The organism is Turicimonas sp. TL08 (assembly GCF_054660695.1).
In genome coordinates, this window is record NZ_BAAGDP010000015.1 from 1 (window position 1) to 18,856 (window position 18,856).

General features: G+C 45.3%; 20 protein-coding genes and 1 tRNA gene. 10 read left to right on the plus strand and 11 right to left on the minus strand.

Annotated elements, in window-relative coordinates:
- Window positions 1-122 precede the first annotated feature (122 nt).
- Complete coding sequence (locus tag ACYQ4O_RS08585) at window positions 123-389, plus strand: hypothetical protein (RefSeq protein ID WP_460175336.1); 267 nt, start codon at window positions 123-125, stop codon at window positions 387-389.
- A 174-nt stretch (window positions 390-563) separates the two neighbouring features.
- Here ACYQ4O_RS08585 and ACYQ4O_RS08590 read toward each other — a convergent pair whose 3' ends face one another.
- From ACYQ4O_RS08590 to ACYQ4O_RS08600, 3 genes are all read right to left on the minus strand, one after another.
- Entirely contained in the window at window positions 564-752 is a 189-nt protein-coding gene (locus tag ACYQ4O_RS08590; RefSeq protein ID WP_460175337.1) for a tautomerase family protein, read from the minus strand.
- A gap of 3 nt (window positions 753-755) precedes the next feature.
- A complete protein-coding gene (locus ACYQ4O_RS08595) occupies window positions 756-1,340 on the minus strand; it encodes a pyridoxamine 5'-phosphate oxidase family protein (protein ID WP_460175338.1) in 585 nt (194 codons plus the stop codon).
- A gap of 82 nt (window positions 1,341-1,422) precedes the next feature.
- Entirely contained in the window at window positions 1,423-2,355 is a 933-nt protein-coding gene (locus ACYQ4O_RS08600) for a helix-turn-helix transcriptional regulator (RefSeq protein ID WP_460175339.1), read from the minus strand.
- Window positions 2,356-2,724: 369 nt separating this feature from the next.
- Between ACYQ4O_RS08600 and ACYQ4O_RS08605 the strand changes: the two genes are divergently transcribed.
- From ACYQ4O_RS08605 to trmB, 9 genes are all read left to right on the plus strand, one after another.
- Window positions 2,725-4,506: a sensor histidine kinase gene (locus ACYQ4O_RS08605; protein WP_460175340.1), complete on the plus strand. Its 1,782-nt coding sequence runs from the start codon at window positions 2,725-2,727 to the stop codon at window positions 4,504-4,506.
- On the plus strand, window positions 4,499-5,122 hold the full coding sequence (locus tag ACYQ4O_RS08610) for a response regulator transcription factor (RefSeq protein WP_460175341.1): 624 nt from the start codon (window positions 4,499-4,501) through the stop codon (window positions 5,120-5,122). The genes ACYQ4O_RS08605 and ACYQ4O_RS08610 overlap by 8 nt, the downstream gene beginning before the upstream one ends.
- An 11-nt stretch (window positions 5,123-5,133) precedes the next feature.
- Window positions 5,134-6,522, plus strand: coding sequence for an FAD-dependent oxidoreductase (locus ACYQ4O_RS08615; protein WP_460175342.1), 1,389 nt, complete (start codon window positions 5,134-5,136; stop codon window positions 6,520-6,522).
- A 99-nt stretch (window positions 6,523-6,621) separates the two neighbouring features.
- Window positions 6,622-8,106: an FAD-dependent oxidoreductase gene (locus tag ACYQ4O_RS08620; RefSeq protein WP_277041942.1), complete on the plus strand. Its 1,485-nt coding sequence runs from the start codon at window positions 6,622-6,624 to the stop codon at window positions 8,104-8,106.
- A gap of 11 nt (window positions 8,107-8,117) precedes the next feature.
- Window positions 8,118-8,456 carry a cytochrome c3 family protein gene (locus ACYQ4O_RS08625; protein ID WP_460175343.1) on the plus strand — a complete coding sequence of 113 codons (339 nt, stop codon included), beginning with the start codon at window positions 8,118-8,120 and terminating at the stop codon, window positions 8,454-8,456.
- Window positions 8,457-8,812: 356 nt separating this feature from the next.
- Entirely contained in the window at window positions 8,813-9,871 is a 1,059-nt protein-coding gene (locus tag ACYQ4O_RS08630; RefSeq protein WP_460175344.1) for a methionine ABC transporter ATP-binding protein, read from the plus strand.
- A complete protein-coding gene (locus ACYQ4O_RS08635) occupies window positions 9,861-10,514 on the plus strand; it encodes a methionine ABC transporter permease (protein WP_066595330.1) in 654 nt (217 codons plus the stop codon). Before ACYQ4O_RS08630 ends, ACYQ4O_RS08635 begins: the two co-directional genes overlap by 11 nt.
- A 46-nt stretch (window positions 10,515-10,560) precedes the next feature.
- Window positions 10,561-10,634: transfer RNA gene (locus ACYQ4O_RS08640), tRNA-Gly, on the plus strand.
- Window positions 10,635-10,744: 110 nt separating this feature from the next.
- Window positions 10,745-11,464: a tRNA (guanosine(46)-N7)-methyltransferase TrmB gene (trmB, locus tag ACYQ4O_RS08645; RefSeq protein ID WP_460175345.1), complete on the plus strand. Its 720-nt coding sequence runs from the start codon at window positions 10,745-10,747 to the stop codon at window positions 11,462-11,464.
- Between the two features lie 80 nt (window positions 11,465-11,544).
- Here the strand turns inward: trmB and ACYQ4O_RS08650 are convergent, their stop codons facing one another.
- The 8 genes from ACYQ4O_RS08650 to tatA all read right to left on the minus strand — a co-directional run bounded on the left by ACYQ4O_RS08650 (window position 11,545) and on the right by tatA (window position 18,848).
- Window positions 11,545-12,372 carry an undecaprenyl-diphosphate phosphatase gene (locus ACYQ4O_RS08650; protein WP_460175346.1) on the minus strand — a complete coding sequence of 276 codons (828 nt, stop codon included), beginning with the start codon at window positions 12,370-12,372 and terminating at the stop codon, window positions 11,545-11,547.
- Between the two features lie 8 nt (window positions 12,373-12,380).
- Window positions 12,381-12,731, minus strand: coding sequence for a hypothetical protein (locus ACYQ4O_RS08655; RefSeq protein WP_460175347.1), 351 nt, complete (start codon window positions 12,729-12,731; stop codon window positions 12,381-12,383).
- Window positions 12,732-14,612, minus strand: coding sequence for an FAD-dependent 5-carboxymethylaminomethyl-2-thiouridine(34) oxidoreductase MnmC (gene mnmC, locus ACYQ4O_RS08660; protein WP_460175348.1), 1,881 nt, complete (start codon window positions 14,610-14,612; stop codon window positions 12,732-12,734).
- Window positions 14,612-16,273 carry an energy-dependent translational throttle protein EttA gene (ettA, locus tag ACYQ4O_RS08665; RefSeq protein ID WP_460175349.1) on the minus strand — a complete coding sequence of 554 codons (1,662 nt, stop codon included), beginning with the start codon at window positions 16,271-16,273 and terminating at the stop codon, window positions 14,612-14,614. Before ettA ends, mnmC begins: the two co-directional genes overlap by 1 nt.
- An 80-nt stretch (window positions 16,274-16,353) precedes the next feature.
- On the minus strand, window positions 16,354-17,001 hold the full coding sequence (locus ACYQ4O_RS08670) for a protein kinase family protein (protein WP_460175350.1): 648 nt from the start codon (window positions 16,999-17,001) through the stop codon (window positions 16,354-16,356).
- A gap of 2 nt (window positions 17,002-17,003) precedes the next feature.
- Window positions 17,004-17,780, minus strand: coding sequence for a twin-arginine translocase subunit TatC (gene tatC, locus ACYQ4O_RS08675; protein ID WP_308513796.1), 777 nt, complete (start codon window positions 17,778-17,780; stop codon window positions 17,004-17,006).
- A gap of 4 nt (window positions 17,781-17,784) precedes the next feature.
- On the minus strand, window positions 17,785-18,591 hold the full coding sequence (locus ACYQ4O_RS08680; protein ID WP_460175351.1) for a twin-arginine translocase TatA/TatE family subunit: 807 nt from the start codon (window positions 18,589-18,591) through the stop codon (window positions 17,785-17,787).
- 17 nt (window positions 18,592-18,608) lie between these two features.
- On the minus strand, window positions 18,609-18,848 hold the full coding sequence (gene tatA / locus ACYQ4O_RS08685) for a Sec-independent protein translocase subunit TatA (protein WP_308513798.1): 240 nt from the start codon (window positions 18,846-18,848) through the stop codon (window positions 18,609-18,611).
- Window positions 18,849-18,856 lie beyond the last annotated feature (8 nt).

The following is an 18,856-nucleotide window of genomic DNA, read 5'->3' on the forward strand; positions in this document are numbered from 1 at the left end:
ATACAAGGTATTTCCTATCGCTATTGCAGATTAATTACACACTCGGATGGTTATTCCTACAGTTGGAAAAGCTGTCCAATTCCTCCTCGGGTTGAAACCCGAGGTATCCTTGGAGAAGTTAGATGAAAATTCTTAATCCTACTCATTACTGTTCGTGGCATATGTTCCAAGGACCAGTGATGGAGTGCTCTGACCTCCTTATCCATGGGCATCCGTTTTACCGCTTAAAGATTCAAATCACAGACGGTGATGAAGACCTTGATTTATTTGCCTATGCAAGCCACAAGGAATGTGGTGACTACGTTCCACAAGTCGGCGATGACATCTGCGGAGAATTGTGGCTAATCGGGTATAAGGAGATCCCGGATTATTTGAGACTAAAACCATAACTTATTCTCAATGTCTTAAGTTCGTCTAGGCCTCTATTGAGGTCTAGTCGTTTTCTCATCGCAATTTCCTAAAGCATCGACACGTCTTCACTCTCTTAGAATAGCCAAAAAGTTTGTTCAGAAATAGTAAAAAAAGAGGCAGAAGACTCAATCCTCTACCTCATTAATCAGACGTTACTTCCTTCGGCGAAGTTCTCTTACAGTTACTCCTCCAATGCCATAACTATCCATAACGCAGAGGTTGTGGTTGTTTTTGTGTAGAACCTCACCAATTACGTTAGTTATTTTGGAGATTAGCTGTTTTTTTGATTCAGCACTTGGAGATTCTTCATCTCCGGTAATTTTTATAGTGACGATAGGCATGCACTAACCTTTGTTCTTGCCAAAGTACAAGTGCTTATTACGAGATTTTCCGGAAATCTTTGTCGGAGTAACCTCCCAAACAGCAATGCCCTTTCCGCCCTTATCGAAATATGCTTCAGCAGCCTTTGCACCGGCCTCCGGAGCATGGATCTTACAAATTTCCAATTGAATTTTTCTGAGTTCTTGTGGATCAGTGATCTCCTTGGCCGTGCCGGCAACAACCACAGAAGCGAAATCAACGGCGAATTCCTTTTGATCGATATCATCTTTACCGATGAAGCACAAAGAAACTTTTTCATTTTGTCGCAGGTTGTCAACCTTTCTTCCGCCCGCTTTAGAGCAATGGAAATAGAGTTTGCCATTCAAAAGGATGGGTGTGACAGGAACGCCGTATGGAGTTCCTGAGTTGTCTGTTGTGGAAAGCACGGCATGAGAGGTGTGACGGATAAGATAAAAGCATTCTTCTTCCGTTAATTGCCGATCCTTGCGACGCATGTCTCTTTCCGTACTTGCGCCAGAGGCAAATGCGAAAGGTGCAACAGTAGCAGCAAAGCTAGATACGAGGATTGAACGACGTGAGAGGTTCATTTTTTCTCCTTTAGAGTTAAGCCATCAAAACCAAGCCTTTCGTTTTCAGCTTGTGAGCTCACTCTATTGGAATTTAGAAACATCAGCCTTCTGAGGTTGATATTTCCGGCACTGCATTTAGCACATCAGGAAGTCTTTTTGCTTTCCACTCTGTGGCACTCACACCAAAATGACTTTTGAAAGAACGACAAAAATTTTCAAAACTTCCAAATCCGCACAGCTCTGAAATCTCCCGGACTGAACGTTTTTGGTAGCGGTGTTCGCGGAGTTTTTTTGCCGCCTCAGAAAGCCTTAGCTCCTTCAAACGAGCCATTACTGTAGTTCCGCTCGGACTATAAATATTGTTTAATTGTCGGCTAGAAATGGAAAAGACTGAGGCGACCTCCGTGGCCGTCAGTTCCTTATTATTAAGATTTTCTTTGAGATAGCTCTCAACCTTTTGCCTCAATATTTCTCGTTTTGTCAGCGTTCCGTCTAATCCTTTGGCTTGACGACGGAATTGAGCAATAAGCGGCATAAATATGTAGAGAAAGCCGATACACATACTTTCGAGCTCAAGGGGATGCGCCTTCTTTAACATCCGGCGAACGGCCCTCAGTGTATCTAAGCTTGTTTTTCCTAGGTTGTTTTGGAGAGAAATACGGACTCCTAACAGTTGGGACGGCCGATATACCATGTGGCTCGACCACACAGACGATGAGATCAGCAAAAGACAAAAATTACTGTCTTCCACAAAATTGAGACAAAAGTCTTCACTAGGATCTACAAAAAACACCGACTGGCTGGGAACCTCTCTTTGATTACCTTTCTGCTCGATAAAAAAATGTCCCTGCTGCAAAAAGATAAGTGCCAACTGGTAGCTGTCATCCTTTTGAAAAACGCAAGAACCCTTTACATCCTGGGTATAAAACAGAAGAAAATTGTCGGACTGCGACATTTCTGACTGAGGTAAGTTAAGCAAACCCATTGAACTATCCGAAGCATCCCTTACTTCATCGGGAAATTTCTCATTCATGTCCCCTTCCCTATGCATATCATTGAATTGATTATTTCAGAGATCTATTTGATAAAAAAGGAATATTGGTACAAACGACAATTAGACATCTGAAACCTCAGCCGTAGAAGTAGGCGCAAGAAAAATTCCGACTTTAGATCATACTTTCTTCCTCGGGCTTTTCACTTCTTCATCCAACAGAACACTTCTCTATCTACTTCCTTTGACTTCTCAACTTCATACTTCCTAAGAATTCTTTTTCTTATCCTAAGCACGACTCTTGCGTGATGGAATCGCCAGAATCTGCTAAGGCAATCCATCGAGCCTTCTGTTGTGCTTGCAATCTTTCACCAATAGCTTTTCTCGGAAAAATGTGTAAAACTTTTTCAAATGAACACGGCATTTCTCAAACAGAAGTTACTTCTTCTTTGCTTTCTACTCCTTGCTTCTATCACACAAGCAAAAGAAGAAATCACTATTGGCCTCATTGATACCTTTGATCCCGATTTTTATCTCGAGACTTTTGTACCTACTGTCGAGCATTTGCAAAAAGAGCTGCCTAACTACAAACTAAAAATCATTGAGATATCGCCGAAAAACATCATTGAAGAGACTGAGAAACTTAAACCTCAATTCCTTATAGCGTCAGCGGGCGACTTCTCTACCTTAATGAGCTTAAAAGGCGCCCAGCAGATAGCAACAGTAAAACGTCCTCAAGCCATCAACGCTGAAAAAGCCGTTTTTGCAGCTTTTGTCGTCAAAAATGATCGGAAAGACCTTCAAACTCTCCGAGATCTAGAAAATAAAACCGCAGCTGCGGCCACCGAAACTGACTTTGAAGGTTGGCTCGTTCCTCTCGGCGAAATTGCCGATGCCGGGTTCAATCCCGAAAAATTCTTCAAAAATGTTAAGTTCACGGAACATCAGTTCCCGGATGTTCTAACTCATCTAAAAGTCGGAAATGTCGACGTAGGAATTTTTGGACCATGCCAACTAGAACGGCTGGTAGAAAACGGAGAAATTAATAAATCAGATTTTCGAGTGATAGGACTTAAAGATCCGAAAGAGTTATGTGCACGGTCCACGAAGATGTATCCGGACGTCGTGTTTTGTTCGATGGACGGCGCACCCTCTCAAGCAGTGAAAGCCATTACGCTTTCCCTGCTCTCTTTTCCTCCTCAGCAAAATAATTTTGAGTGGATTCCAGCAAGCAGTTTTTATCAAGTTTTTGAATTACTGAAATCTTTAAAGCTCGGCCCGTACCGGCATTTAAGAGAAACTACCGTTAAAGACTTTCTTGCTGCTCACAAACTGGAAATCGGGCTCTTTTTTGCGCTGGTAATTGCCGTGCTGATTCACATCGTCCGCGTCAATATGCTGGTTCGCCTTCGGACGGAAGAACTTAAAGCTTCTATTGCCGAACAGCATTTAATCGAGTCACGAGCATTGGAAAATCGCGAACGGCTCGAGATGTTGGAAAAAAGCCGCGTAATCTCTCAGCTAAGCTCCATGTTTGCTCATGAAGTCAAACAGCCAATTACCAATATCCTTTATTACACCAGCGGCTTGAAAGTTCTTCTTGAAAAACTAAAAATAAAAGATGATCAAATAGAAATGGTGTTGGATAAGCTCAGAGAACAAGCTCTGCGAACGGCCGATATTGTTGACCACGTAAGAAGCTACGCCAAACACAGACCGTCTAAAGAAGTTGAGTTCGATTTAATCCCAACCGTCCTGCGTGCTTTGAAAAGTATTAAAGAGCAAGAAAGAAAAGGCGTAGAAGTAAGAACCGTTTTTCCTAGCGAAAGCATTTCAGCTAAAGGAGACCCTTTTGAGATTGAATTGGTAGTCCTTAACCTTCTCAAGAATGCCCTTAGTGCTGTCAAGGACGTTCCATCCCCTGAAGTCACTATAACTATTGCAGAAAACGAAGATAAGATCCGCGTTCATATTGCCGACAACGGCCCTGCTCTTTCAGAGGAACAGTTTGAAAAACTAGGAAAACCCGTCCAAAGTAAGAAATCCGACGGGTTAGGTATCGGCCTCTCAATTGCTCTTAGCATTATCGAAAGCCACGGAGGTCACTTGACCTTTTCCAGAAACCAACCTAACGGCTTGATCGTAAGCTTCTCTGTAGAATACGCTGCGAATAAGGAGAACCACAATGGCTAACCTAACACCTCTCGTCCGTATCGTTGATGATGATCCCACTATTTGTGACTCTCAGTCTTTCTTCTTGCAGTTAGCCGGCTGGCAAACCGTAACTTATCAGGATCCCGTAACTTTTTTGGAAAGAGACGATTGGGATCGGCCGGGATGCATTATCTTGGATGTGAGAATGCCCTCTCTCTCCGGATTGGAAGTGCAGCAGGAATTGAATAAACGCGGCGTTGACCTACCAATCATTTTCCTCTCGGCCCACGGTGACATTGAGATGGCGATGAATTGCGTGGAACAAGGAGCTTTCAATTTTCTAGTTAAACCCCCTATCCCGGAGAAACTTAAGGATTTAGTTGAGAAAGCCATCAAGCTGAACAAGTCTCAAAGAAAAATAAAAAAAGAAACCGAAGAGCTGCAGAAGCTATTCAATCAGCTTACTTCTACCGAACAAATGGTCGCGCGCCAGGTAGCCAAAGGCTTAACCAACAAGATGATCGGCGAAGTATTGGATATGTCGGAAAGGACCGTTCAATCACATCGAAGCAAAGTTTTTGCAAAGCTGGACGTGGGAAATGCGGTAGAGCTTTTCCAATTCCTAACCGATATGGAGAATTCCTCGAGCCTTTAACCGAGATAACGATGAAACGCCGTGCACTAAACTCTTTACTTGCCTTCTTCAGCTTAGGTATCGGTTTTGTCCCTTCCATAGCCAAAGCCGCTGTTACTTCCTGCGATGTGCTTGTAGTTGGCTCAGGCGCTGCCGGTCTTTCGGCTGCTTTGGAAGCCGCTGACGCCGGATGCAAAGTTATCCTTTTAGAAAAAGAAGCTTTCGTCGGCGGAGATACGCTGCGTTCAGGCGGGTTTTACAATGCTCCCGATCCAAAAATCCAAGAACTCATTCATGTGACCGACAGTCCGGAATTCTTCTACCAACAACTTGAAGAATCAGCCAATGGAAAGGGCGATCCTGCCTTACGCAAAATACTTGCCTATAACTCAGTTGATACCTTAGAGTGGCTGAAGAAACAAGGTGTGGTCTTTGAAGAAAGAGTATTTCAAATTTACGGTTCCAAACACCCGAGAAGCCACAAACCAAGCCTCATCAGCGGCACTTCATATATCCAAAAATTGTCTGAAGCCTGCCTCCAGCGCGGGGTTAAGATAATGACCGGGTCCTATTTCTCAGACTTTATTGTCGAAGGTTCAAATGTTATCGGTGCTTTTGTGGAACACAAAGGTATGCGTCAGCAGATTTACGCCAAAACTATTGTGTTGGCAGCGGGCGGATTCGGGAATAATCCGGAAATGGTCAAACGGTATGTTCCAAGCCTTAAATTCGTATTTTCTGATTCCCGCGGGCACGGGAGCGTCCTGCAGAAAGCCATTGATCTCGGCTTAAAGGCAGAAAATATGGATATCGTGGAGTGCGTCCCGGAAGGATCATTTCTCGACCAGTTCTCGGCCCGTATTTATGTTTTTGTGAAAAACACGCTTTTCGTTAACGAAAACGGCGAGAGATTCGTCGATGAAGCCGCTCAGCGCAACGTCATCAGCAAAGCGCTTATCGCACAAGGCAACAAAAGATGCTACACAATCGTAGGATCGGAAAACATTTCGAAGATGGGTAAAGACTTGAGAAAAAATCTTTACCGAGCCTATTTCGCCGGACAAGTTTGGAAGGCCAACACGCTGGAAGAATTATGCGAAATCATTGAAATTCCGTTTGCACCAATCAAAGCCTATGTTGAACAGGGAGACAGCTCAAAAACTCCATCAGAGGCTCCTTTCTGGGCTGTGCGTATGTATCCCTGGATTCACTATACTTTAGGCGGCCTCTCTATCAATACGGACGCCAACTGTCTTACAACATCCGGTCAACCGGTTCCCAATTTATTTGCTGCCGGTCAGATAACCGGGAACGTTCACGGAGAAAATAGGCTTGGCGGATGCGGACTGACCGATGCTTTTGTTTTTGGAAGAATCGCAGGACAAAACGCTGCTAAATTTGCAAAATCTCTAGCACACTAAAAATAAAAAATCAATAGATCTTCAACGGACGACTTGGGAAACGTAAAAAATTAACATTTCTCCATACTTTCGATAAGTAGATTGAAACAAGGAGAAAAAATGAACACTTCCAGACGTTCTCTTTTGAAAGGCGGAATCATTGCCTCAATGGCAACCGGCTTTGCAGCCATGCCGGCTATGGCTTCTGCTGCAGAAGAAACAAAGTTTCCTCAACATACTTATGATCTCGTTATCGCCGGTTTAGGCATCGGCGGTATCGTCACAGCTATCCGTGCCGCAGAAAACGGTTTGAAGCCAGTTGTTTTGGAAAAGATGGGTTCTGCTGCCGGCAATACTGTTTACTCCGCAGGTTTCATGCTTGGCGTCAACACAAAGATGCAGCAAGAAAAAGGTTTGAAGACCGGCGACACCACTGAAAAATTCTACGAAGACATGATGAAGGTCTCTCAAGGCAGAGGCGATCCAGCTCTTACCCGTCTTGTCGCAGAAAATGCAGATGACACATTGAACTGGCTTCACGACTACGTCGGCGTTAAATACGGTGTTGGTGCCAAATTGGTTTGGCCGATGCTGCAGAGAGCTCACTTGACAATCGGCGAAGAAAAGCCGGGCGGAAAACAGTTGATGAGCTATCTCTTGAAAAAAGCAAAAGAGCTGAATATTCCTATCATCTACAACGCCAAAGTTGTTGAGCTCCTGGACAATCCAAAGAACGGTGCCGTTACCGGCGTCAAGGTTAAGACTGCCAAAGGTTTTGAAGAATACATCGGCAAACTCGGTGTTGTCATGGCAACCGGCGGTTATTCTGCCAACAAGATGATGCTGACAATGATGGCAGGTGTTCCGGCAGCCAACATGCCGGTCCGCGGTTCCAACACCGTTACCGGCGAAAGCATTTTGCTGACAGCTCCTTACTTCCCGCGCGTTGTCAACGTTGATCAATACCACTGCGGTCCTATCCACGGCCCAACAGGTGCAAATCCGCTGAACATCGTCAATACCGGTATTGCGGTTTCTAAGGAAACCAAGAGATATACCAACGAAGGCCACACCTACGTTGAAATGTCCCGCGACACAGCTGCTAAGACAAAAGACAACTGGGGCTTCATGATTGTCGACGAAGATACTCACAATCTTCCGATGCTCAAGAACGACTGGTTCTCTTATGCATCTAAGAAAGCTCCTGTTTATAAGGCTGACACTATCGAAGGTCTTGCAAAAGAAGCCGGCTTAAATCCTGAAGAATTAAAGAAGATTGTTGATGAATACAACACAGCTTTGAAGGAAGGCAAGCTTGATCAGCTCACTCCTCCGAACACACACAAGAATCCGCGTCCAATTCTTAAGGCACCTTTCTATGCCGTTCCGTTCCAAGGCGGTATGACAGCTACATTCGGCGGTCCGCTTATTAATACTAAGGGGCAAGTCCTGGATACAGAAGGCAAACCGATCAAAGGTTTGTATGCAGTCGGCAACGCCGCAGGCGGTCTTTTCTACGACAACTATGTCGGCGGTGCTCAGCTGACTTCTGCTTCCGTTATCGGCAGAGCTATTGCTGATCACATGAAAGCCTTAATGCAATAGGAGTTCATTGAATGAATGTCAGAATTTTTCAGGCTCTGTGCGTATCCGGCTTGCTGATGTTTTCCTGGAGTGCATCAGCGCAGGTACAGCTCCATGGCAAACATGCACAGATGAATATGCAGTGTGACACTTGTCACGGTCAAACCAGACCTAGAGAAGTTCCCGATGAATCTGTTTGTCTTACATGTCATGTCAGCAGGGATGCCGTCAAGCAAAAGACTTCCGCACTCAAGCCTAATCCGCACTACGGCCACAGCGAGTCTCAGCCCTGCGGCGACTGCCACAAACAGCATGAACCATCGGTTTTGACATGCGATCAATGCCACAAGTTCGGTTATAAGACTCCTTAGTATCTTTTAGGAGGGGGCCGACGCTTTCGCCGGCCTTCTCCCCTCAGCGAGATCCTCCTTGCCGCCATAATGGCGGTTCTTTTTTTCTTTGTTGTTTTAAGCTTTTAATTAAGCTTTTTCTCCTGCATTAAGCTCTATCTTCACCATAAGATTCTTCAACAAAATATCCGTACATTTACTATCTACGATGAAAATAGTACCTTTCTTTTTGTTTTAATTAAGATTTCGAGGCTAATCTTAGAGTCTTCAAATTTTTTCAACAGGTAATCAAACCGATAGGCAACTATTGTCCGCTTACGAAACTATTTGTCCTTACCGGGACCTCGAGGCTTGCCTCTGAATTTGGAATTTTGACAATGATTGAACTACAGCACATAACACAAGAATATGACACTGCTGACGGAAAGGATAAATTTTTCGCCTGCAAAGATGTCAACGTCAGCATCAAGCCCGGAGAAATCTTCGGGATTATCGGCCGAAGCGGTGCTGGAAAAAGCACTTTGGTCAGGTGCATCAACCTTCTGAACAGACCTACTTCCGGGACAGTCATTGTTGACGGAAAAGATCTGACAAAAATGTCTGATGAAGAACTGCGCAAAGAAAGAAGACAGATTGGAATGATTTTCCAACACTTCAACCTTCTCTCTTCCCGTACGGTTTTCGACAACGTTGCGTTGCCTTTGGAGCTTGCCGGCGTCAGTAAAGCAGATATCCGCAAGAAAGTTGAACCTTTGCTGGAGCTTGTCGGTTTAACCGAACATGCGAACAAATATCCTTCGCAGCTCTCCGGCGGTCAGAAACAAAGAGTCGGTATTGCCCGTGCCCTTTCCTCTGACCCGAAGATTCTTCTTAGCGACGAAGCGACCTCCGCGCTCGACCCGGAGACCACTCAGGCTACTTTGCAGCTTCTCAAAAAGATTAATCAAGAACTCGGCCTAACCATCGTCATGATTACTCATGAAATGGATGTCGTAAAGCAAATTTGCCATCGAGTCGTTGTGATGAATAAAGGTCAAGTAGTTGAGGAAGGAAGCGTTCTGGACGTTTTCCGCGATCCTCAGCATGAAGTTACGCAAGCTATGCTCGGTACCGCCTTAGCAGCACGAACCATCCCTGCTTCTATGAAAGAAAAGATTCAGAAGCTCATGCGAGGTACAGACTCTAAAGGCAGACCGATGCACCTGCTGCGCTTAACCTTTGTCGGTTCCAATACGACGGAACCGGTTCTTTCCGCGGCTTGCCACAAATACGATCTTGACTTCAACATTCTTCTCGGCCAAGTCGACGAAGTCCAAGGCGAAAGCTACGGTACGCTCACTCTGGTAATGATGGGAGAAAAAGCCGATTACCAAGCCGCCGTTGAATTCATCAAAGCCAATAACGTCAAAGTCGAGGAGTTAAGCGATGTCATCTAATATTATTCAACTGCTGTGGGACTCCTTTCTTGAGACCATATTGATGGTCGGTATTTCCGGAGGTCTCGGAGCCGCCATCGGCATTCCTTTGGGTGTATTTCTTTTCATCACCTCTCCTAAAGGAATCATGCCGAAACCTTTAGCCAACAGAATTATCGGCACTCTTGTGAACGCCGTTCGTTCCACCCCGTTCATCATTCTCTTGGTTGCCATCATTCCGTTTACCCGTTTGATTGTGGGCTCTTCCATCGGTACCGTTGCCGCTATCGTTCCTTTAACTATCGCAGCGGCCCCTTTGATTGCTCGTTTAGTTGAAACCAGTCTTCGCGAAGTGGACAAAGGTCTCATTGAGGCGGCACAATCCATGGGTGCCTCAAATCAGCAGATCATCATGAAAGTTTTGCTTCCGGAAGCTATGCCGGGCATTCTTGCAGGATTAACCATTGCTTTCGTGGCTCTTGTCGGCAGTTCTGCCATGGCCGGTGCCGTTGGCGGCGGCGGTCTGGGCGATATGGGCATCCGTTACGGTTATCAACGCTTCATGCCTGATGTCATGGCAGCTGTTGTGGTTATCCTTATCATTTTCGTTCAAAGCCTTCAAAGCTTTGGAGATTGGGCCGTTCGGCGGGTTTCCCACAAATAAAAAATATGGAAGAAGAATTCGAATTTGATGTAGAATTCTTTCTTCCGCGGGTGTAGCTCAATGGTAGAGCAGAAGCTTCCCAAGCTTACGACGAGGGTTCGATTCCCTTCACCCGCTCCACTTCTTCTCTCCAGCGCTCAGGTTCCTTTCGAACAACGATACAAAATCCTTCCGGTTCATTGCCGTTAAATAATTTAGAATTTCTGCAAATTATTTACTTGCATTGAAAAATGTCACAAGAACTGACTCCGGAAAAACTTGAAGAACTCAAACATAGCCATATACGCAGTTTTAGTACTCGTAAAGGCAGAATCAGCCATGCTCAAGAAAGAGCTTTAACCGAGCTTTTCCCAAAATACGAACTCAAATACGACAAAGAGAACAAAGTTAACGCCAAAGAAATCTTCGGCAACGATAATCCTGTTGTTCTTGAAATCGGCTGCGGTATGGGAGAAACCACCGCTGCAATTGCAGAGGCCCATCCCGAGGTTAATTTCATCGGCTGTGAAATCTTCCCTTCCGGAGTGGGTGCGCTGTCTCTTCTCTTAGAAGAAAAGCAGTTAAAAAACGTTCGTCTCTTTAAACACGATGCTGTTGAAGTCGTTAGAGACATGATTGCCGACGGTTCTTTAGACGGAGTGCACATTTACTTCCCCGATCCGTGGAGAAAAGCAAGACATCACAAGAGACGCCTAATCTCTCCCTTCTTTGTTGAGCTCCTCTCTCCCAAACTCAAAACCGGTGCTTATCTGCACTGCGCAACAGACTGGGAAAACTATGCGGAACAAATGATGGAAGTTCTTTCTGCCGCACCATTGCTAAAAAATAAGTACGAAGGATTCTCTCCGGTTGCAGAAAATCCAATCACTAAACGTCCGGTCACTAAATTCAATGAAAGAGGAAATCGTCTCGGACATGGATGCTGGGATTTGGTTTTCTTGAAGAAGTAACAGTTAAGTTTTTTGAATACGCCTCGGGCTCCCAATTAGGAGCCCGAATTATTGGAATATTTAATCCTTTAACGCGTCGCTTACCACTTCACAAGTCCCGTCATCCAGGTGACTAAAATAACACCGCCAAAGAAAATTCGATACCAGCCGAAAGCTGAGAAATCGTGTCTGGCAACGTAATGTAAGAGCCAGCGTACAACGACCAAAGCAGAAAAGAAAGAAACAACAAAACCGATGCTGATAACCGGAAGGCTATCGGCCGACAAGATGTCCCTAGACTGCCAAAGTTCATAAACCGTTGCGCCGAAAATGGTTGGAATAGCTAGGAAGAAAGAAAACTCGGTTGCTGCCGTTCTTGATAAACCGATAACGAGACCGCCGATGATAGTTGCTCCGGAACGGCTGGTTCCGGGAATCATCGCAAGACATTGAAGGAAACCAACCTTCAACGCATCTTTCCAAGACATATCGTCCATAGTGGCGACTCTCGGTGTATAGCTCTTCTTGTCTTGATATCTTTCGACGATGAGAATGATAATACCGCCGATAACCAAAGCCGCAGCCACAGATACCGGATTAAACAGCCACTCTTTAATATACTTGGCAACCAGCACACCAATAACCGCGGCCGGAAGAAAGGCAATAATCGTATTCCAAGCGAGTTTCTGCTGAGTCGGTTCAGTAAAGAGTCCTTTGCAAATTTTGAGAATACGCTCGCGGTAATACCAGCAGACCGCGACAATTGCACCGGCCTGAATAGCGATGTAAAACGTGTCAGCTTCTTGGCCCGTGTAGTCCAACAAGCTTCCGAAAACAATTAAATGGCCGGTAGAAGAAACCGGTAAAAATTCCGTCAGTCCTTCGACAATTCCTAAAATTACGGCTTTTAAATAAAGAATCCAATCCATGTCTGTTTTTATTCCGGCATAAAGAATTTTTTAAATACTGGCACCAAAGCTTTCTGCTGATCAGAAGTGAGCTGTTTAAAAACCTCATCTGTCTTAGCATTGCAATAAGATTTTTCGCGGTTAGAGAGAATACCGCATCGGTAGAACTCAAAAAGCAATTCAGAATTAATAAGTTTGTGAGCTTCGCCAAGTTCTTTCTGTACGCTTTGATTAAAGGCCACAAAAGTCTGTTTATCTTTTTCAATGGCCGCGGCCTCTTTTTCTGCGTCAGCCTGAAATTTGATAAAAGATCCGGCGGCAACCACAACAACAAATGCCGCGACCACCCAAGGCCCGCGGTTTCTGGAAAAAATAAGCATCTAAGTTCTACCTAAAAATCTTGCAGGATTTACCGCATCCAGCAGATCTTTTTCTATCGGATAGGGCTCACCTGTTACTTGGGCCGCAATTATACGTGCTCCCAAATCGCTGAAAATTAGGCCCCGAGATCCCATACCCGTATTTAGGAATAAAGTGTCATTGACGGAGTCTTTTTCTGATACAAAGCCTTCCGTTAAAAATCCGGAAGGAACATTTCCAATCAGAGGAAGCCTATCAGAGGGAGCAGAGCGAATACCTTCGTAAAAGCCTATAGCAGTGCCGAATCCTACATTGGGAAGCATCTTATAAAGCTTTTCGGCATTTTGCTTATGAGCCTCTCTTTCGTCCATGGGTGAGCCCTCTCGCTCGTAAGTTGCACCTACGCCAACCCAATTGTCCCCATCATTGATGATATAACCCGGACCGGTCACAGCTCCTTTTAATTTCGGCAGCTCTTCTCCGCTTAAAAGGCTTAATCTTCCATGCCAGTTAGTAACCGGGATATTGTCCGAGGCTATTTTCAAGAGAGAGCTTCCGGGGCACAGAATGCAAACGGATGCTCTGGCAAGCTCCTCCCCGGCAGCCCCATGAGCGACCCACTTTCCTTCTTCTCGTTTTAAACCGGAAACTCGAGAATTGAATAAGCACGATGCTCCGGAGGCAAAAAGTCTATCTCTTACAAAACGACCGGCTTCAACTAACCCAGCCGTAGGATGAAGCAAAGCGCCATTCGAGGCCTCATAGCCGATTAAGGCTGAGACTTCTTCCCTGCTTAACAATCTCAAAAAATTGTCCGGGAACCGGAAGGGCTTGTTATTTTGAAACCACTTCTCCCACTTCCTATATTCCGTCTCATCTCTGGCGATCTGCGGCAATCCATTAAGGTGAAAATATTCCGGAAAGTCACGGCTGATTTCTCTGAGCACGTCAAAACCGACTCGAGAAAGTCTAAAAAGGAAATTTTCGTCGCCGGCCGGTTGGAAATGTGCGATGGCGTAACGAATGGCTGATGCTGCAGATGCGGCTACCCTTCCTTCGTCAATAACCGTTACTTTCCAGCCTCTTCGTGCGAATTCACAAGCACAGGCCGTCCCGGCCATTCCGGCACCAATGACTAGAAGCGTGGAATCTGGAAACTTTTCGGTATAAGGAACTTTTTGAGAGCGTCTGTGAGAAAACTTCGGACGATAGACGCCCACTGTCATCTGCGATTTCTTGCCAAAGCCTTGAACTTTTTGAACTTCAAAACCCGCGTTATGGAGATCCTCACGAACGTGCGAAGATACGCACCAAGTTGCTACGGTAGCTTCAGGTTTTGCGAACTTCGATAGAGATGTCAGTACACTGCGTTTCCACATTGCATCGTTCTTCGCAGGAGAAAAGCCGTCAAGATATAGAGCATCGTATCTCAAAGCCAGCTTTTTCGATGCATAGGCGGCATCCATAAAATATAAAGTTAAAACGACACGGCCGTCATTGAAATAAAGGCGATGCGCCCCGGGAACACAGTCAGGCCATTGTTCAGCCAGTTCGGCGGCTTCCTCTGCAACCTCCGGATCGGCAAAGCGGAGCAAATCTTCTTTGGATGCAGGAAACTTTTCAATAGAAACGAAATGGAGAGAATCCGAGCGATTCGGATCTTCTCTCCATGTTTTTAAAGTCGTTAGAAAATTCGTCGCGAGCCCGAAACCATTTTCCAGAATGACAAAACTCGGACGGCCCTCCCAGGCCTGAGGCAGATTGTTCCCCTTAATAAAAACGTGCAAAGCTTGGCCGACTGCTCCTTGACGGGAGGCATAAATATCTCCGAACTCTGCACTGTAAGGGTGCCCGTCCTGATCAGTGATTTGAGCAGGACGAATTTCCTCCTTCTCTGACATTAATCTTTGAGAGGTTTGAATCTAAGGCGATGCGGTGTGGCACCTTCACCAAGACGACGCTTCTTATCTGCTTCATACTCGGTGTAGTTGCCTGCAAAGAATTCAACCTTGGAGTCGCCTTCAAAAGAAAGGATATGGGTTGCGATTCTGTCCAAGAACCAACGATCATGGGAAATAACCATGGCGCAGCCGGCAAACTCCAACAGGGCTTCTTCCAAAGCACGAAGAGTTTCAACGTCCAAGTCATTGGAAGGTTCGTCAAGAAGAAGAACATTGCCGCCGTTCAAGAGGGTCTTAGCCATATGAAGACGTCCGCGTTCACCGCCGGACAAATTACCGACGATCTTCTGCTGATCGCCGCCTTTGAAGTTGAATCTGCCGATATACGCACGGCTCGGCATTTCGAACTTGCCGACCTTGAGAATATCAAGACCGTTGGAAACAGCTTCCCAAACAGTCTTATCGTTCGGAAGAGACTCTCTTGTCTGAGTAACAGAACTAATCTTAACTGTAGAACCAATGTCAATTTCGCCGGAATCAGGCTTCTGGTCACCGGTAATCAACTTGAATAATGTGGACTTACCTGCACCGTTCGGGCCGATAACACCGACGATTGCTCCGGGTGGAATCGTAAAGCTCAGGTTATCGAACAAAAGCTTATCGCCGAAGGCCTTAGAGACATTCTTGAACTCAATGACTTTATCACCGAGACGGTCAGCGACAGGAATAAAGATTTCGTTGGTTTCGTTACGTTTCTGGTATTCGTAAGAACTCATCTCTTCGAAACGCTGCAAACGTGCCTTGCTCTTAGCTTGTCTGCCTTTTGCATTCTGGCGAACCCATTCAAGTTCGTGCTTCATGGCCTTGATTCGAGCGTCTTCTTTCTTCTGTTCCATCAACAGACGCTGTTCTTTTTGATCGAGCCAGGAAGAATAGTTTCCTTTCCAAGGAATACCGTGACCGCGGTCCAATTCCAGAATCCACTCAGCAGCATTGTCCAAGAAGTATCTGTCGTGAGTTACGGCAACAACGGTTCCCGGGAATCTCTGGAGGAATTGTTCGAGCCAGTCAACGCTTTCCGCATCCAAGTGGTTGGTCGGTTCGTCAAGAAGGAGCATATCCGGTCTTGAAAGCAACAGACGGCAAAGTGCCACACGGCGTTTTTCTCCTCCGGAAAGATTACCGATACGTGCATCCCATGGAGGCAGGCGCAATGCGTCAGCAGCAATTTCCATTTGAGTCTCGGCATTGGTACCGCTAGTCGCGATAATGGCCTCCAATCTAGCTTGCTCAGCAGCCAATGCATCAAAATCAGCGTCCGGATCAGCGTAGGCTTCGTAAATTTTGTTCAGCTTATCCTGGGCGGAAAAAACTTCACCTAACCCTTCAGCGACTGTTTCTTTAACTGTTTTTTCAGGATCAAGGACAGGCTCCTGCGGCAAATAACCGATGTTTAAGCCGGGCATTGGAATGGCTTCGCCTTCAATCTCTTTATCGATGCCTGCCATGATTTTCAGGAGTGTGGATTTACCTGCACCATTCAAACCCAAAACACCAATTTTTGCGCCGGGGAAGAAAGACAAAGAAATGTCTTTCAGAATTTGTCTCTTTGGTGGAACGATTTTTCCAACTCGGTTCATCGTATAAACGAATTGAGCCATACCATATCCTTTAAAAAAATGCCCGCAATTTCTATGCGGGAGTAATGTAATTGAATTTTATTGGTTCGGTGTTCGAATTGTTATTTCTTCTTTGGATGGAATAACCAAATTTTACGTATTTTTTCAAAGCGTTCCGCTGCTTTTTTCCTCTTTTCTCCCATTTCATTGGGATGGAAGGCAATCCATTTTTTATATACGCCTCGCAGATCCATCGCCTTTAAGAAAGCGACTAGCCTAGAAGGCAGGCCCTTTGTTTTCATCGCTGTCTGGAAATCAATCAGTGCCGGTCTATTATCGGGCTTAACAATCCAATTTCCCATCGCACCGGTATCTAGATGAACCAATCCTTTCTTGTGAATATCTCGCAGAATTCTCTCACACTCAGTTAAGAACTCCGGGGTAATTTTGTCCGCAGGATAGTCCCTCAAAGAGTCCCCTTCAACGTATTCAAATGCCAAGCAGCAAGAGTCAACAAAGAAAGGATTCTGCGGGACGCCCTCAATACCGTCAAGCATTGAAATTGCGTTAAGTTCACGCTTGAGGAGCATCTTGGCATAAGAATTTCTGACGAACCAATTACAATCGGAATAGTCTTTTACGGTCCACTTCTTGTTGCCAAAAGTGAGAGTTCCAACTTCCGGATGCCACTGCGACGATCTTCTGAGACGAGCATAATCGTGCTGGTGACTCAGAAGATAAATTCGATCAAAAGGTTTTTGAAATTCCAATGTTATTCTTCCTCATCTTCATCCAAATTTTTAGCCGTTCCGAAAATGGAACAAAGCCAAATTCCAACTTGGTAGAGAATTACCAAAGGCAAAGCCAGGAGAAGTTGAGAGAGGACGTCAGGGGGAGTAAAGATCGCAGCAATCACGAAGGCGCCTACGACCATGTAAGGGCGTGCTTTTTTTAGTTTTTCTACGGTTGTGATGCCGAGTCTGTTGAGAACTACCACAACGATAGGAACTTCGAACGTCACACCGAACGCAATAAAGAGGGCCAAGACGAAGCCGAAATAGGAATCGATATCCGGTGCAAAGTTAACGGAATCCGGTGAGAATCCTGCAATGAACTGGAAGACCATCCTAAATACGATGAAATAGCAATAAGCCATTCCAAGGAAAAACATAACCAAAGACGAAATGATAATTGGTAATGCGAGTCTCTTCTCTTTTCTATATAAACCGGGGGCAATAAATCCCCACATCTGCCAAAGTACGTATGGCAGAGCAATAATAAAGGCCACGAAAAGCGTTACCTTCAAAGGCACCATGAATGGTGCGATAACGCCTGTTGCCAGCAGCTTTGCGCCTTGAGGCAGAGCGACCATCAACGGTTGGCTGAGGTAGTCGAAGATCTGCTTCATAAACGGGGAAAGGCAGGCGAATACCAACAAAATCGCCGCAGCCATGCGAACGATTCTGGAGCGAAGCTCAACTAGGTGAGCGACAAGGGTCTGTTCCTTGTCATCTTCCGGCCCTTCTAACTCTAAGTCTTTATCGCTCATGAGATTATGAATATCTACTTCTAGTCTTGTGAATTCTATTGAGTTTAGCTGCAACAGCCAACTTATTTACGTGACCGCGCTTAGCAAAACGAGTCTGTTTTTTAGAGCCCAAAGTATTGGACTGAATCATCGCCTTCAGCTCTTCAACTTCTTTACTCAATGCAGCAATTTTTTCCGATTCCGTAATTGAATTAAAGTCCACTCCGCTGGAAGTACCGATTAAGGAATCTTCTTCGGTCAATGCCGGAGGAACAGGAACCGGAATAGAGGTCTGACCGGACTCTGTATCGTTCCAAGCAAATGCCCCCTCTAAGTTAGAGGTATCGACTTTATCCGGAGTGATTTCCCAAGCAGTTTGCTTCTCAGCAGCGGGAGCCTCCACCATGTTTTCGATAGAAGCTTCGGATTGTGCTGCAGCCTTAGGAGCCGTATCAGAAAGCCATTGATTCTTGACTTCGTTTTTTACTTCGTTGATTTGAGCCGCAGTGTCCTTGGCTTGGTCTTCCATACTTTTGCCAATGGAATTGACTGCGGAATTCAGATCGGATACTTCTTTCTCAATCTGATTTTGTGTGTTGCGCAAGTTATCCTGAAGATCGCTAGCCATTTTCTTAGCGTCTTCTTGAATCTTCTTCAGTTCGGATAACTGAATTTCTTTGTCAATATCAGTCTTGACCTGAGTAACAAAACGCTGCGCTTTCCCCATTAAGGAACCCGCAGTCTTAGCAACCTGAGGGAGTTTGTCAGGCCCTAGCACCACAAGAGCAACTGCAGCGATAAGGCCGATCTCTCCCATGCTGAAATCTAGCATAGGACAATACTTCTAAATTAAGCTTCTTTCTTTTCAGTTGCTTTAACGTCAACAACGTCTTCAGCTTTCTTTTCAGCAACCTGAGGGGCAGGCTTTGTTTCAGCTTTAGCTTCGGCCTCAGCTTCTTTCATGCCTTCTTTGAAGCCTTTAACGGCGCCGCCGAGATCTTTACCCATGTTCTTGAGTTTGCTGGTACCGAAAATCAAGACAACGATAACAAGTACGACAAGCCAATGCCAAATAGAAAATGAACCCATTATTTACT

Excerpts from the sequence above, each read along its gene's own strand:
- ACYQ4O_RS08625 (WP_460175343.1), top strand. The coding sequence starts at position 8,118 with ATGAATGTCAGAATTTTTCAGGCTCTGTGCGTATCCGGCTTGCTGATG.
- ACYQ4O_RS08630 (WP_460175344.1), top strand. The coding sequence starts at position 8,813 with ATGATTGAACTACAGCACATAACACAAGAATATGACACTGCTGACGGA.
- ACYQ4O_RS08605 (WP_460175340.1), top strand. The coding sequence starts at position 2,725 with ATGAACACGGCATTTCTCAAACAGAAGTTACTTCTTCTTTGCTTTCTA.
- ACYQ4O_RS08590 (WP_460175337.1), bottom strand. The coding sequence starts at position 752 with ATGCCTATCGTCACTATAAAAATTACCGGAGATGAAGAATCTCCAAGT.
- tatC (WP_308513796.1), bottom strand. The coding sequence starts at position 17,780 with ATGAGCGATAAAGACTTAGAGTTAGAAGGGCCGGAAGATGACAAGGAA.
- ACYQ4O_RS08620 (WP_277041942.1), top strand. The coding sequence starts at position 6,622 with ATGAACACTTCCAGACGTTCTCTTTTGAAAGGCGGAATCATTGCCTCA.
- ACYQ4O_RS08615 (WP_460175342.1), top strand. The coding sequence starts at position 5,134 with ATGAAACGCCGTGCACTAAACTCTTTACTTGCCTTCTTCAGCTTAGGT.
- ettA (WP_460175349.1), bottom strand. The coding sequence starts at position 16,273 with ATGGCTCAATTCGTTTATACGATGAACCGAGTTGGAAAAATCGTTCCA.
- ACYQ4O_RS08595 (WP_460175338.1), bottom strand. The coding sequence starts at position 1,340 with ATGAACCTCTCACGTCGTTCAATCCTCGTATCTAGCTTTGCTGCTACT.
- ACYQ4O_RS08585 (WP_460175336.1), top strand. The coding sequence starts at position 123 with ATGAAAATTCTTAATCCTACTCATTACTGTTCGTGGCATATGTTCCAA.
- ACYQ4O_RS08655 (WP_460175347.1), bottom strand. The coding sequence starts at position 12,731 with ATGCTTATTTTTTCCAGAAACCGCGGGCCTTGGGTGGTCGCGGCATTT.
- trmB (WP_460175345.1), top strand. The coding sequence starts at position 10,745 with ATGTCACAAGAACTGACTCCGGAAAAACTTGAAGAACTCAAACATAGC.
- ACYQ4O_RS08680 (WP_460175351.1), bottom strand. The coding sequence starts at position 18,591 with ATGCTAGATTTCAGCATGGGAGAGATCGGCCTTATCGCTGCAGTTGCT.
- ACYQ4O_RS08650 (WP_460175346.1), bottom strand. The coding sequence starts at position 12,372 with ATGGATTGGATTCTTTATTTAAAAGCCGTAATTTTAGGAATTGTCGAA.
- mnmC (WP_460175348.1), bottom strand. The coding sequence starts at position 14,612 with ATGTCAGAGAAGGAGGAAATTCGTCCTGCTCAAATCACTGATCAGGAC.
- ACYQ4O_RS08600 (WP_460175339.1), bottom strand. The coding sequence starts at position 2,355 with ATGAATGAGAAATTTCCCGATGAAGTAAGGGATGCTTCGGATAGTTCA.
- ACYQ4O_RS08635 (WP_066595330.1), top strand. The coding sequence starts at position 9,861 with ATGTCATCTAATATTATTCAACTGCTGTGGGACTCCTTTCTTGAGACC.
- ACYQ4O_RS08610 (WP_460175341.1), top strand. The coding sequence starts at position 4,499 with ATGGCTAACCTAACACCTCTCGTCCGTATCGTTGATGATGATCCCACT.
- tatA (WP_308513798.1), bottom strand. The coding sequence starts at position 18,848 with ATGGGTTCATTTTCTATTTGGCATTGGCTTGTCGTACTTGTTATCGTT.